12 protein-coding genes are annotated in these 13467 nt (G+C 63.1%); 4 read left to right on the plus strand and 8 right to left on the minus strand.

From position 1 onward, the window contains the following. Positions 1-899 (minus strand): pyridoxal-phosphate dependent enzyme (locus GOEFS_RS14335; protein WP_007318647.1); only part of this gene is annotated, 899 nt, incomplete at its 3' end. A gap of 136 nt (positions 900-1035) precedes the next feature. Here GOEFS_RS14335 and GOEFS_RS14340 point away from each other — a divergent pair. After that, positions 1036-1998, plus strand: a complete 963-nt coding sequence (locus tag GOEFS_RS14340; protein WP_007318648.1) for an SMP-30/gluconolactonase/LRE family protein — start codon at positions 1036-1038, stop codon at positions 1996-1998. Here the strand turns inward: GOEFS_RS14340 and GOEFS_RS14345 are convergent. From GOEFS_RS14345 to lspA, 4 genes are all read right to left on the minus strand, one after another. After that, the gene (locus GOEFS_RS14345; RefSeq protein ID WP_007318649.1) at positions 1965-2213 is read right to left on the minus strand and encodes a hypothetical protein; all 249 of its coding nucleotides are present in this window, start codon (positions 2211-2213) and stop codon (positions 1965-1967) included. The two genes, GOEFS_RS14340 and GOEFS_RS14345, sit on opposite strands and share 34 nt — an antisense overlap. Before the next feature lie 364 nt (positions 2214-2577). After that, a complete protein-coding gene (dnaE, locus tag GOEFS_RS14350) occupies positions 2578-6138 on the minus strand; it encodes a DNA polymerase III subunit alpha (RefSeq protein ID WP_007318650.1) in 3561 nt (1186 codons plus the stop codon). Between the two features lie 222 nt (positions 6139-6360). Further along, positions 6361-7287: an RluA family pseudouridine synthase gene (locus GOEFS_RS14355; protein ID WP_007318651.1), complete on the minus strand. Its 927-nt coding sequence runs from the start codon at positions 7285-7287 to the stop codon at positions 6361-6363. Then, entirely contained in the window at positions 7280-7963 is a 684-nt protein-coding gene (lspA, locus tag GOEFS_RS14360) for a signal peptidase II (RefSeq protein WP_245549861.1), read from the minus strand. Before lspA ends, GOEFS_RS14355 begins: the two co-directional genes overlap by 8 nt. 129 nt (positions 7964-8092) lie before the next feature. Between lspA and GOEFS_RS14365 the strand changes: the two genes are divergently transcribed. Next, positions 8093-9037: a hypothetical protein gene (locus tag GOEFS_RS14365; RefSeq protein WP_007318653.1), complete on the plus strand. Its 945-nt coding sequence runs from the start codon at positions 8093-8095 to the stop codon at positions 9035-9037. A gap of 92 nt (positions 9038-9129) precedes the next feature. Here GOEFS_RS14365 and GOEFS_RS14370 read toward each other — a convergent pair whose 3' ends face one another. Next, a complete protein-coding gene (locus tag GOEFS_RS14370; RefSeq protein ID WP_040525204.1) occupies positions 9130-9678 on the minus strand; it encodes a WKL family lipoprotein in 549 nt (182 codons plus the stop codon). Between the two features lie 136 nt (positions 9679-9814). Here GOEFS_RS14370 and GOEFS_RS14375 point away from each other — a divergent pair, with 136 nt between their 5' ends. Further along, the gene (locus GOEFS_RS14375; RefSeq protein ID WP_040525194.1) at positions 9815-10780 is read left to right on the plus strand and encodes an asparaginase; all 966 of its coding nucleotides are present in this window, start codon (positions 9815-9817) and stop codon (positions 10778-10780) included. Between the two features lie 4 nt (positions 10781-10784). On the opposite strand, the gene GOEFS_RS14380 is transcribed toward GOEFS_RS14375, so the two are convergent. Continuing rightward, positions 10785-12176: a DNA polymerase IV gene (locus GOEFS_RS14380; protein ID WP_007318656.1), complete on the minus strand. Its 1392-nt coding sequence runs from the start codon at positions 12174-12176 to the stop codon at positions 10785-10787. 25 nt (positions 12177-12201) lie between these two features. After that, positions 12202-12666 (minus strand): nitroreductase/quinone reductase family protein, encoded by a 465-nt coding sequence (locus GOEFS_RS14385; RefSeq protein ID WP_007318657.1) that lies wholly within the window; start codon positions 12664-12666, stop codon positions 12202-12204. A gap of 116 nt (positions 12667-12782) precedes the next feature. Here GOEFS_RS14385 and GOEFS_RS14390 point away from each other — a divergent pair, with 116 nt between their 5' ends. Next, positions 12783-13460, plus strand: a complete 678-nt coding sequence (locus tag GOEFS_RS14390) for a TetR/AcrR family transcriptional regulator (RefSeq protein ID WP_007318658.1) — start codon at positions 12783-12785, stop codon at positions 13458-13460. Positions 13461-13467 lie beyond the last annotated feature (7 nt).

The following is a 13467-nucleotide window of genomic DNA, read 5'->3' on the forward strand; positions in this document are numbered from 1 at the left end:
TGCACGCCACCGGGGGTGGGTCCGACCACGCGGATCTCGGTCGCGGGTGCTTGCTGATCGTCGTATACCGGATGGGGAGCCACGCTGGCGTGGGCGGCAGCCATTTGCGCGGCGCAGATCGTACCGATTCGCTTTACCGCCGCGCCGTCGACGAACGAGTCGATCGTGTCGAGCGTGACCGGATGTCCGGCGACGAGCGCAGCCGCGAGGGAAACCGCGCCGGTCGGTTCCACGCCGACAACTCGGACGTTCGCGTCAGACTGTCGCAGATAGGCCGTAGTCCCGGTCAGACACCCACCCCCGCCGACCGGACTGATCATCAGGTCGGGCACTTTGCCGAGCTGTTCGACAATTTCGACGGCGATGGTTCCCTGACCGGCGATGGTGCGTCGGTCGTCGAAGGCGTGGATCCAGGTTGCGCCGGTTGCCAGAACGTCGGCCTGAGCCGCCGCCGCGGCCGCATCGAAAGTCTCCCCTACTCGGATCAGTTCGACGAATTCGCCGCCGTGCCAACGGATTCGGTCGCATTTTTGCTTGGGGGTGGTAGTCGGCACAAAGATCCGGCCGCGGATTCCCATCGCGCGGCACGCGAATGCCACACCTTGCGCATGGTTTCCCGCACTCGCCGCGACCACGCCGTGGCGACGTTCAGCGTCGGTGAGTTGAGCCATCACATTGTATGCGCCACGAATCTTGTAGGAGCGCACCGACTGTAGGTCTTCGCGCTTCAAATACACCTGTGCGCCAACACGTTCGGACAGTCGGGGCGAGAATTCCAGCGGGGTACGCGTGACGGCGTCAGCGATACGGGCGCCGGCGGCGATGATCTCGTCAATCGAGATCGGTTCTCCGGCCTGTCCGCTTGCCTGTTCTGACGTCGTCGTTTGCGCGTGATTCACTCTGTAATCGTCTCATCTGCACCGCTCACGAGTACAAGCGGGCGAACCTGCCGTCCTATGTACATCGCGCACGTTGCAAGCGTAGGGTGACCCAAGTCATGCCACGTCCGCACACTGACCGGCTTTCGGAGGCACCATGCGCGTCACTCGAACACTACGATTACTCACCGCTAGCGCTGCCGCATTGGGCAGCGCACTCGCCCTGACCACGGGGTTCTCCCCGAGTGCGAGTGCTGCCGTGTGCGCCGGAGCCGGACAGCCCGCGCGCTTGGTCGGCGTGGTGCCGGGTGCGGCGCTGGAAGGTTTGACCGTCGATAAAGCCGGTCGCCTCTACACGACGGACCTGTTGTCGGGCAACGTGTTTCGTATTAGCCGTCCAGGAGGGCGGGCTGTCCCAATCGCCCGAGTTCCCGGCGGCTCCGGCGCGGGTGCATTGACCTGGACACCGGACGGCACACTGTTGGTCGGGTACGGTGCCGACGCACGAGTCATCGTCGGCGATTCATTGCGGCACGCCTCGATCGCGCGATTGAATATCCGCACCGGCGCACTACGACCGTGGGTTACCGGGCTGTCCGCAGCCAACGGGATGGCGACCGCCCGCAATGGGATCGTGTACGCCACCAACGACTTCGGCAATCTGATCGGCAAGGTGTATCCGAACGGTGCGGTACGCGGGGCGTGGGGGTCACTGCCGAGTGCGAATGGCGCGGTACTGGGACGCGGCGACCGATTCCTTTACGTGTCAAGGACTTTCGCCAATCCTGGGGTAAGCCGCATTTCGACGAGCAATCCCCGGTTCGTGCAATCGTTGGTCACGTTCGGCGGCGGCGACGCGACGTCGGCACCTGACGGCCTTACTCTCGATTCACGTGATCGGCCCATCGTGCCGCTCAATACCGGTGGACGCATTATCCGAGTCACCTCACCCGGACGTTACTGCACGCTGGCGTCGGGGCTACCGCTGAGCAGCGTCGTGAGCTACGGTCAGGGCAAGCAAGGATTCTCCGCCGGACACCTCTATCGAGCCGGCTTCGACGGTCGGATCTACGAGATTCCCGGTGGCTACGATTCGCGAGCGGTAACCGCGGCGCCGTAGTGCATGCGGGTCGCGACGAAAGCACCGATGCCGACGAGTAAGCCAACCCAGCTGGCGACCTCGCCAGATCCGGTAACGAGAAGCGTCGCAATGATCGCGGCAACTGCCGCGACGACGAGTGCGATCTTGTCATAGGGCCAAGCGACGCCGGCAAGAGAAACCGAAGGGACGCTAACGCGAGTGCGCTGAGACTGGGTCGGAACCAGAGTCACCATCGTCGAACACTCTCCTAAGGCTGTGCGGTGACCACAGTTTAGCAGAGGACCCACTAAAGTTTTCGGCCCCCCGAACTCTCGGCGTGGTGACCCCGAACGAATCGATGGTCGAGTGCCGGCCCACCCCTGATGGTCGAGTGCTGGCCCACCCCGACGGGTCGAGTGCTGGTCCACCCCGAAGGTCGAGTGCCGGCCCACCCCGATGGTCGAGTGCCGGCCGGCGAGCTTGCGAGGCGGCTGGTGTATCGAGACCGCGCAAGACAAAAGCACGAACCCAGCAACCGCGAGTCACCCAGTCTCGATACACCTCGTCGCTAACGGTCCTCGGCACTCGACCAGCAGATGTCACACGCCGACGAAAGATCTATCCACCCATACAAGTGGGGCCCAATAGGGCTTTCAGATCCCCCATCAACGCCGAGCTCGGTGTGACTCGCAGCGATTCGGTCAGCCGCAGCACGGTCGACTTTCGCTCGCTGACCAGGGTCACGTGGACGTCGGCGCTACCGGGGTGCCGTCGCAGGACCTGTTTAAGCGCACCGACCCGGTCGGGGGTACACAGGCGGGCGGACAGGGTGAGGCTGATGGGCTTGTCTTTGCCGACGTGGGCAAGATCAGGGACGGCGAGGTCGTTGGCGCTGATCATCATGGAGTCGTCGCGCATGTTGACGCGCGCCTTCACCAGTACGATGTTATCGGCGACGATATCCATGCCGAAGGCCGAGAAGGAGCGCGGGAAGAAATACACTTCCACGCCACCGACGAGGTCTTCGAGGGTAACGACCGCGTAGGGTTCACCCTTCTTGTTCACCCGCCGGGCGACTGCGGAAATAATGCCGCCGATGGTGATCTGCGCCCCGTCAGCGACGTCGCCCTCAAGCAGTGAGGTGATTGACGTGTCCGTCTGAGCCGCAATCGCCTGCTCAAGACCGCCGAGCGGATGGCCGGAAACGTAGAGGCCCAACATCTCTCGTTCGAGCGCCAGTTTGTGTTTGGAATCCCATTCCTCGTCGGGAATCTTCACCGCGAACACATCGGCAAGCGAGTCATCCGCACCGCCGCCGATGTCACCGAATAGATCGAATTGCCCGATCGCCTCCGCCTTCTTGGTGCCCAGAACCGATTCGACCGATTCGGCATGGACGAGGAATAGGCCCTTGCGGGGATGCGACAGTGAGTCGAACGCACCGGCTTTGATCAGCGACTCGGTGACCTTCTTGTTGCAGGCGGTGACATCGATTTTGCCCAGGTAGTCGGAGAAGTTGGTGAACTTCCCCTTTTCCTCTCGGGCGGCGATGATCGACGACACCACACCCGTGCCGACGTTGCGCACCGCGGCGAGGCCGAAGCGAATATCGCTGCCGACGGCGGCGAAGTTGTTCTGCGACTCGTTGACGTCGGGCGGTAGGACGGTAATCCCCATCTTGCGGCAGTCGGCCAGGTAGATCGCGGCTTTGTCCTTGTCGTCGCCGACCGAGGTCAACAGGCCGGCCATATACTCGGCCGGGTAGTTCGCCTTGAGGTAGGCGGTCCAATAAGACACGAGACCGTACGCGGCGGCGTGAGACTTGTTGAACGCATAGCCGGCGAACGGGAGAATGGTGTCCCATAGCGCGGTAATCGCGGCCTGCGAGTAGCCGTTGTCGAGCATTCCCTTCTGGAAACCCTCGTACGCGTCATCGAGGATTTCTTTCTTCTTCTTACCCATCGCGCGACGCAGCAAGTCGGCTTGGCCGAGCGAGTAGCCGGCGACCTTCTGCGCGATCTGCATGATCTGCTCTTGGTAGACGATCAAACCGAATGTGTCACCGAGGATTTCGCGAAGCGGCTCTTCGAGTTCGGGGTGAATCGGCTTGACTTGCTGACGGTTGTTCTTCCGGTCGGCGTAATCGTTATGCGCGTTCATGCCCATCGGGCCGGGCCGGTACAGCGCACCGACGGCGACGATGTCCTCGAATTTGGTCGGTTGCATACGCTTGAGCAGTTCGCGCATCGGCCCGCCGTCGAGCTGGAAGACGCCGAGGGTCTGACCGCGGGCCAGCATCTCGTAGGTCGTCTCGTCATCGATGGGCAGCGCGTCCATGTCGATTTCGAGGCCGCGGTTGAGCCGAATATTCTCCAGCGCGTCATTGATGACGGTGAGGTTGCGCAGCCCCAGGAAGTCCATCTTCAGCAGGCCGATGGCCTCGCAGGACGGGTAATCCCAGCCGGTGATGATGGCGCCGTCCTGGGCACGTTTCCACACGGGGATGGCATCGGTCAGCGGCTCGCTCGACATGATGACCGCACACGCGTGGACACCGGCGTTGCGGATCAGCCCCTCCAGGCCGAGCGCGGTGTCGTAGATGCGCTTGACGTCGGGATCGGTCTCGATCAGCGTGCGTACTTCGGCGGCTTCGCCGTAGCGCTCATGGCTGGTATCGGTGATACCCGACACGGAGATGTCCTTGGCCATGATCGGCGGCGGCAGTGCCTTGGTGATCCGGTCGGCAATCGCGAAACCCGGCTGACCGAACTGAACTCGGGCCGAATCCTTCAGTGCCGCTTTGGTTTTAATAGTTCCGAAGGTGATGACCTGCGCGACCTTGTCGCTACCCCATTTGTCGCTGGCGTAACGGACCATCTCGCCGCGACGGCGATCATCGAAGTCGATATCGATATCGGGCATCGATACGCGCTCGGGATTGAGGAATCGCTCGAACAGCAGTCCGTGCGGAATCGGGTCGATGTTGGTGATGCCGAGTGACCAGGCGACGAGGGATCCCGCTGCCGAACCACGTCCGGGGCCGACTCGGATGCCGACGTCGTGCGCGTGGCGGATGAGGTCGGCGACAACGAGGAAGTACGCCGGGAAGCCCATCTGAATGATGACGTCGAGTTCGTAATTCGCGCGTGCCGAGTACTCCTCGGGAACCGGTTCGGGTGCGAATCGATCGGCTAGTCCAGCCAGGACCTCCTTGCGCAGGAAGGTCTGCTGCGTCTCCGGTTCGGGGACCGGGAAGACCGGCATCCGGTCGCGGTGGGTGAAAACCTCTTCGTAGGACTCGACACGCTCACCAATTTCCAACGTGTTGTCGCACGCACCGGGCACCTCGCGGTCCCACAGTTCGCGCATCTCGACCGCTGATTTGAGGTAGTAACCGTCGCCGTCGAATTTGAAACGTGTTGGGTCAGAAAGGGTTTTGCCGGTTTGCACACACAGCAGCGCTTCGTGGCTGGAGGCGTGTTCGCGGGTGACGTAGTGGCAGTCGTTGGTGACGAGTGGCTTGATGCCGAGTTTGCGGCCGATCTCCAGCAGGCCCTGGCGGACCCGGGACTCGATCTCGAGGCCATGCTCCATCAGTTCGAGATAGAAGTTGTCCTTGCCGAAGATGTCCTGCCATTTGGCAGCCGCGGCGAGGGCTTCTTCCTCGTGCCCGAGCCGTAGGCGGGTCTGCACTTCGCCGGACGGGCAGCCCGTCGTCGCGATGATGCCTTCGGCGTGCTGAGCGATGATCTCGGCGTCCATGCGGGACCATTTGCCGAGTTGACCTTCTATCGATGCCAGTGACGACAGTTTGAAAAGGTTGCGTAGCCCGGTCGCATTTTCGGCGACCATCGTCATATGCGTATACGCACCGCTACCGGAGACGTCGTCGGACTTCTGGTCGCGATTACCCCAGAGCACGCGCTTGGTGTTGAAGCGCGACTCCGGCGCGATATACGCCTCGATGCCGATGATGGGTTTGATGTCGTGTTTGCGGGCGACGTTGTAGAACTCGCTGGCGCCAAACATGTTGCCGTGGTCGGTCATACCGATCGACGTCATGCCGAGTCGCTTGGCCTCGGCGAACAGTGGTGCGACCTTGGCCGCGCCGTCCAGCATCGAATACTCAGTGTGGTTGTGCAGGTGTACGAATGCTCCGGTATCAGACGAGTCAGACACTGGTTAACCTCTCACCGATTTCACACCCTGCACTAGCTACACCACTCTAGAGGGGACGTACGACACTTCCGTCCACAGCGCGCCGAGGGGTGACCAATGAGACAGGTGTGGTTACCGTCCCTCAGTTGAAAATCGTCCGAATAGTGGGTCACCGAGGGCAATATGCCCTCGGTGACCCACTATTCGGACGATTTTCCCGGGACGCGGCACGTGGGATGGGGCTCAACCGTCGCGGAGCAGATCCAGCGCGTGTTGCAGGTCGGCCGGATATTCGCTGGTGTAGGTCACCTCGCGGCCATCGGCGGGATGCGCGAACGACAGCGCGCGCGCATGCAACCACTGCCGGTCGAGTCCCAGCCGGGCAGCCAGAACCGGGTCCGCGCCGTAAGTCGGGTCACCGCAGCACGGGTGGTGCAGGGCGGAGAAATGGACGCGGATCTGGTGGGTCCGGCCGGTCTCCAGATGTACGTCGAGCAGCGATGCTGACGCGAACATCTCAAGCGTGTCGTAGTGGGTGACGCTGGGTTTACCGTTCGCGGTGACCGCGAATCGCCAGTCATTGCCCGGATGTCGGCCGATGGCCGCGTCGATCGTGCCGCTCGGCGGATCGAGATGCCCCTGCACCAGCGCGTGGTACCGCTTGTCGACGGTGCGCTGTTTAAACGCCCGTTTAAGCAATGTGTACGCCCGCTCCGACGCCGCGACGACCATCACCCCCGACGTTCCGGCATCGAGTCGGTGCACAATTCCCTGCCGCTCATGCGCCCCCGACGTCGAGATCCGAAAACCGGCGGCGGCCAAGGCGCCGATAACCGTCGGACCGGTCCAGCCAACCGACGGATGGGCCGCGACGCCGACCGGCTTGTCGACGACGACGATGTCGGAGTCGTGGTAGATGACTTCCAGATCGTCCACCGGCGTCGGCTCGATACGCAGGGGCTCATCGGGTTCGGGCAGCACGACGTCGAGCCACGACCCGGCGATGAGTTTGTGCGACTTGCCGACGGTCACCCCGTCGACGGTGATGTCGCCCGCCTCAGCGAGCGCCGCGGTCACGGTGCGCGACAGTCCCAGAATCCGGGCAGCACCGGCGTCGACCCGCATCCCCGCGACGCCGTCGGGCACCGGCATGGCCCGCGAGTCACGCATCCTTGGACTCCCGATCCGCGTCGTCGAGCCCAGCGGGCGCAGACCCATCTGACTCGACGGAATCTTCGAGTTCATCAGTGGCGCTTGGCTTTTCTGGATCTGAAGTAGGCTGAGGTTCGACTTCGTCGTCGGATCGACCAGCATCGCGCGCCGCCCAGCCCGTGCGGGTGCCGTCGAATTCGATGCCGATGATGGTTAACACCACCAGCAGGACCGCGCCGCAGACGACGGCCGAATCGGCCACGTTGAATACCGGCCACCAGCCGACCGACACAAAGTCGACGACGTAGCCGCGCAATGGTCCGGGTGAACGGAAAATCCGGTCGACCAGATTGCCCAGCGCACCACCCAGGACCAAACCGAGCCCCAGCATCCACCACCCCGACCGCAGTCGGGCGGAGAATCTGACGATCACGACGACCACCACGAGCGCGATAATCGTCAGCACCCAGGTGTACCCGGTCGCCATCGAGAATGCGGCGCCACTGTTGCGCAACAGCGTCAAAGTGACCGTGTCCCCGATGATCGAAATCGGGTCGGCCGGGTCAATGTGGGCCACGGCTAGGGATTTCGTGGCGATATCCACCGCGAGTACCACCACCGCGATCAGTAGCAACGTGAGGGTGACCCGCGCCCGCCGTTGCGACGACGGCTGCGCGGAGTCTGTCGAGGGAATGTCTGGCACCCCTCTATCATCCACGCTTACCGCCGGGCGTCTGCGGGCTGCCCCGCGCCGGCGCGGACGGCGAACAAAAATGTACGACGCACAGGGAATTGTCAGGGTGCCCTCGATAGGCTGTCGGGCGTGTCGTCTCCTCACTCCGGTGCACGCACCGCCGTACGCGGAATGTGTTGTGCCCTTGCCCTGACCACCGCGTTGAGCGCATGCGGCAGCAAAGATTCCGAACCCGCGCCCGCACTGGTTTCGAATACGGGTCCCTGTGCGACCGAATCGACGTCGGGTGCCAAGGGCGTGAACCTGCTGCCGATTACACCGGCATCGGTCGGGGTCAGCAACCTTGGGGGCCAGCCGCGTGAACTTCTCGCCGCGTCACCGAATACCACTGCCGCACAACAGGTTACGATCACCACCACCTCGACCGAAGAACGTGCCAGCGGCCGGACCGAACAGACGGTGACCATGCCGATCACCGCGCGTATCGGCTGCGACGATCCCACCAACGTGGAGATGACGCTCGGCGAAGTGACCTCACCCGACGTTGTGCTCGCCGACGACCTCAAAGCCGAACGCAATTCCCTGGCCGGGATGAGTATCGGGCCGGGTAGCGCACCGATCTCGTTACGGATCGCGCCACCCGACGCCGCGTCGTCGCAGGCCCGCTCCGCCGTCGAACAGGCACTGGTTCAGGCGTTGCAGCATTCGATCCGACTGGCACAGGTTCCGGTCGGCGTAGGCGCAGTGTGGAAATCGACGCGGACGATCACCGGGGCGGCGACCACCACCCAGACCATCGAGGCGACGTTGCGCTCCCGCAAAGATGACGTGGTCGTGTTGGACGTAACCGTCGACGAAACGCCGGTCAACGACGTATTCGCGGTGCCCGGCACCAACCAGACATTGCGCATCAAGCGCTACACGATGACCGGGAAAGGCACGATCACGATGGATCTGCATCGCGCCCTTCCGTCGTCGGGATCGATCACGATGACGGGCGCACGCGAACTCGTCGGCAACGGTGCTCCACTGCTGCAAGGAATGGGTTTCACCGTGACCTACCGCAGCCCATAGACCGCAAAAACCCCCTAACGTTGGCAGGCGCCATATAGGCGTCCCGCCTCGTTAGGGGGCATTTTTTTTGCGGCGTAACTAGGACACTGCGATCACTTGCTCGGCTTGGCCGCGGTCGGGCACATGGCCGACTTCACGTTATTGGCCGACAGCAGTGGGCAGACAGTGCTGTTAGCTAGCTTCCAGCGACCGTCGTCGAAGACGATGCTCGCCTCAAGCTTGGTAGGCACCTCCCCCGGCAGTTTGACCTGCACCTTGACGTTGGCCTTCTTCGGGCCGGCAGGGATAACCGGGGGGAAGATCTTGTAGGTGACACCCGGGTTGTCCTTGAGTGCCTTGTCCAGCTTGGTGAAGACCTGCGGGTCCTTCTCCGAGCCCTGCACCAGAAGCGTCTTCTCGCTGGCCGGGGCATCGGCGTCGAGCGCCTTATCAAGCATCTTGTTGAGCACCGCGACGGTCGGGCGTTTGTTGGGGTCCGTGACTCCGGTAATGCCGTCGGCGCTGGCCGTCGACGACTCGGCGGCCGACGACGAGCTAGGCGCGGTCGGAACGATCGGCGCTTCATCATCAGTGCCACATGCTGTCAGCGTGGCAGCCGCACCAAGGACCGCCGCTGCGGCGACAAACTTCGCAAACCTCAAGGTCATTCCCTAACTGTCGTATCGAAGGTGGCATTTCGCACTTCTTACCGTGCGGACACGAGCTACCACTATGCCAAATGTTCCTGAGAGCACCAACGCTTGACGTTAAGCATTGCGCCCCGCCACGCTGTTGCGCATGCCTTCGACAGACCGTGCCGAACACCTCGTCGTGATTACCACCGGGGGCACCGTCGCGACCCGACAGACTTCGAAGGGCGCGGTACCCCGGCTCGGCGGCGCCGAATTGATGACTCGAGCAGCAGGTAATGGCGACCTGCCACTACGTGTGGTCGACCTAATGTCTAAGGATTCGTCGGCGATGAGCGTCGATGATCAATTCCGCATCGCCGAGGCCGTACTGACCGCGTTAACCGACGAATCAGTACGAGGAGTCGTCGTCACGCACGGGACCGACACGATGGAGGAAATCACCTTTCTCGTCGACCTATATCTCGCTGGCCTGGACTCCCCTAGCCCGGTGATCTTCACCGGAGCGCAGTTCACCGACGACGCGCCAGAACCTGACGGTCCGGCCAATCTGTCCGCCGCATTGTCTTGTGCGGCAGATCCTTCCGCGCGGGGACGCGGCGTATTGGTCGCGATGGGCGGCACGGTGTGGCCCGCGCGTGGGCTATTCAAAATAAGTACGACGGATGTGCGCGCATTCGATGTCGTGCATCCAGGACTGGGCAGGCCGTCGGTTCCCCGCCCAGCTTCGGGCGCAGCCTCCCGGGTTGACCTGTTGTCGTTATACCCAGGAGTGAGTCCGGCACTTGTCGCCGGGGCGCTCGGGTCGGGCGTCGCCGGAATTGTGTTGTCCGCCAACGGTTCCGGCAACACTCATCCCGACATCACCGCGCAGGTGGCGCAGGCAACCGCGGCTGGCCTCGCCGTGGTCGTTAGCACCAGAGTCCCCTACGGCGAAGTGACCGCGACTTACGGCGGAGGCGGTGGTGCGGTAGACCTGGTCGATGCCGGCGCACTTGTGTCGAGCTGGCTGCGTGCGCCCCAGGCCCGAATGGCGTTGGTGGCGTTGCTATCCGCCGGTGCCGACCATGCCGAGATCGCCACGTTCTTCGCCGCTTCGGGTCCGACGGACTAGCCGGTCACCAGTCCAGACAATCCAACGGATCTGCCCGGCGCAGTTCGTCGATGGGCAGCCGGAACGTTACCGCTCGGCCAGGACCGCTCGACCGAGTTTCGAAGCGAACGGTCACCACGCCGTGCCCGCTGCCCTGCACCCAACCATGTCCGTAGTCATCATGGACAACGTCGAGACCGGTGGGCCACAGTTCTTGTGACGCAACACGTTCGGCGTCAGCTGTCGCTTCGTCTACCGAGTCGGCATGTTCTGACGCCACCTGTTCGATGGTTGCGGTGCCACCATCGGCCTCTGACACACCGTTCGCCGTGTCGAAATCAAGCGAGAACTGTTCCACCGCGGTAAGTCCGGAGTATCCGACGCCGACTAGTCGAATCGGACCGATTTCCATCGGATCGAGCGCCAACCGCTGTGCGGCAGCGGTCAGCACTCCGACATCAATCGATGAACCAGGCAGCGTCGCCGACCGCGTGAGAATCGACATGTCGGACTTCTTCAGTTTGAGAACGATGGTCCGCGCGCCGCGACCGTCGGAGATCAGCCGCCGATGGGCATCGCCGGCAATTTTCGTGATCTCCCGGCGGAGCGTGGGTAGGTCGATAATGTCTTGCGCCAGTGTGGTTTCCGAACTTATCTGTTTGGCCGACGCACGTTCGGCGACCGGGCGGTCGTCGATTCCCTGCGCAAGCCGGTGCAATGCGGGTCCGATGGTCCCACCGAGTACCGACGACACCTCCACCGGCGACATCGCGGCAAGGTCACCGATGGTATCGATTCCCAACCGCGCCAACCGATCCCCGGACACCGGACCAATGCCCCATAACTTGCGTACCGGCAACGCGTGCAGAAAGTCCAGTTCTCGTGACGGCGGAATCGCCATCACCCCATCGGGTTTGGCCATTCCGGAGGCGATCTTGGCGATCTGTTTGCCACTACCGATGCCGACCGACGCGGTCAGCCCGACATCGGCGGTGATCCGCGCCCGCAGCCTCTCGGCGAATGCGACGACATCGGCGGCGGGGGCGTTGATCAACGACTCGGGTTCGCCGAACGCCTCGTCGAACGACAGCATCTCGATCGTCGGAATCTCTTGGCGCACAATACTGAAGACGCGTTCGCTGACCACGCGATAGACCGAGCCGCGCGGCGGCAAGACAACCGCCGACGACCCAACGAGTCGACGGGCTTGGTGCATCGGCATCGCCGACCGGGCGCCGAATTTCCGCGCCGCATAACTCGCACCTGCCACTACCCCACGGCCACCGAGCCCGCCGACCAGAACCGGCCGCCCAGCCAGTGTCGGACGAGTCAGCTCCTCGACCGAAGCGAAGAACGCGTCCATATCCAGATGCACAACCCAGCGAGGACTGCGCTGCGCCAGGTCGGAATTCACCATCCCATAATAGGTTCCGACCGTTCGCTCAAGAGGCGCTGGCGCCATTCACTTCGAATACCGGCAAGGCGTCGAGATTCGCGCGTAGCACCGATTCCTCCGACGTCGGCGTGAGGCCGGCGGGCAGGAAGCGCCCTACTTCCCAGCCCCAGCGGCGCAGATAGTCGGCGATGACCGCTGTCTTGACGTCGGCGTCGAGGGTCTCCACCAAGGTGACGGCGCGCTGTCGACGGCCACGTCGTAGAACCGCACCGGGATTTACCCGCGCGTTGCGCGACCACTGGGTGTTCCCGCGCGGCGAAACCAGATATTCGCGTCCGCCGTGCGAAATCGGGTTAACCGGGATGCGCTGCGCATTGCCGCTGACTCTCCCGTAGACGGTCAGACTCTGCGCTCCGGCCAGATTAATGCCACGGTCGGCGAGCCAACGAACCGTCGAATTGAATAGCCGCTCAACAGGATTGGTATCGGAGTGGTAGTGGGTGATGGTCATTGCGTTCCTCTCGGTGTCTTTCACTGATAAATGTGAGCACTGCTCTCGTATTGAGTATGCACGCCACCTCGCAGCAAAGCAAGAGCACCGCTCTCTTTTGTGGCAGAATGCTGCGAATGAGTAGTCGCGTCGCGAAACGGCAGGCCATCGAAGCCCAGATTCTCGATCTCGGGCGTACCCAATTGGCAACGGTTGGTGCGGCGGCATTGTCGCTGCGTGCCATCGCGCGCGAGTTGGGGATGGTGTCGTCGGCGATCTATCGATATGTCGAGAGTCGCGATGAGCTGCTGACTCGACTCGTCGTCGAGGCGTATGGCGAGTTGGGCGACGCGGTTGACGCTGCCGTGTCGAAGACGACAGATGTTCCGCGCGAACGGGTTTACGTTTTGGCCAACGCGTTTCGCGATTGGTCGATCGCGAACACCGCACAGTTCGCATTGCTCTACGGCTCACCGGTGCCGGGGTATCACGCCCCGGCCGAACGCACCGTCGAGCCGGGTACGCGGGTGATGCGCACGTTAATCGGCACGTTGGCCCAAGCCGCCGTAGTCGGCGAGCTCGCGGTGTCCGGCGACGTCGACGCCGAACTGACCCACGATCTGGCAGCGGTGCGCGCCGAGGTCGGCGTCGAACTCGACGACGCGGGGCTGGTCTTCGCGGTGTCGCTCTGGACGTGGCTGATCGGCGCGGTCAGCCAAGAGATCTTTGGCGGATTCGGCTCCGATACCTTCAGCGCGCCAGCGCTGCTCTTTGACGCACAGTTGCGTCAGCGGCTTGACGGGACGTCAGGATAGATGGTTG

It is taken from the genome of Gordonia effusa NBRC 100432, from assembly GCF_000241305.1.
GTDB classification, from domain to species: Bacteria; Actinomycetota; Actinomycetes; order Mycobacteriales; family Mycobacteriaceae; genus Gordonia; species Gordonia effusa.

Coding starts and splice junctions, on each gene's coding strand:
- GOEFS_RS14375 (WP_040525194.1), top strand. CDS start 9,815: ATGCCTTCGACAGACCGTGCCGAACACCTCGTCGTGATTACCACCGGG.
- GOEFS_RS14345 (WP_007318649.1), bottom strand. CDS start 2,213: ATGGTGACTCTGGTTCCGACCCAGTCTCAGCGCACTCGCGTTAGCGTC.
- GOEFS_RS14340 (WP_007318648.1), top strand. CDS start 1,036: ATGCGCGTCACTCGAACACTACGATTACTCACCGCTAGCGCTGCCGCA.
- GOEFS_RS14390 (WP_007318658.1), top strand. CDS start 12,783: ATGAGTAGTCGCGTCGCGAAACGGCAGGCCATCGAAGCCCAGATTCTC.
- GOEFS_RS14385 (WP_007318657.1), bottom strand. CDS start 12,666: ATGACCATCACCCACTACCACTCCGATACCAATCCTGTTGAGCGGCTA.
- GOEFS_RS14380 (WP_007318656.1), bottom strand. CDS start 12,176: ATGGTGAATTCCGACCTGGCGCAGCGCAGTCCTCGCTGGGTTGTGCAT.
- GOEFS_RS14355 (WP_007318651.1), bottom strand. CDS start 7,287: ATGCGTGACTCGCGGGCCATGCCGGTGCCCGACGGCGTCGCGGGGATG.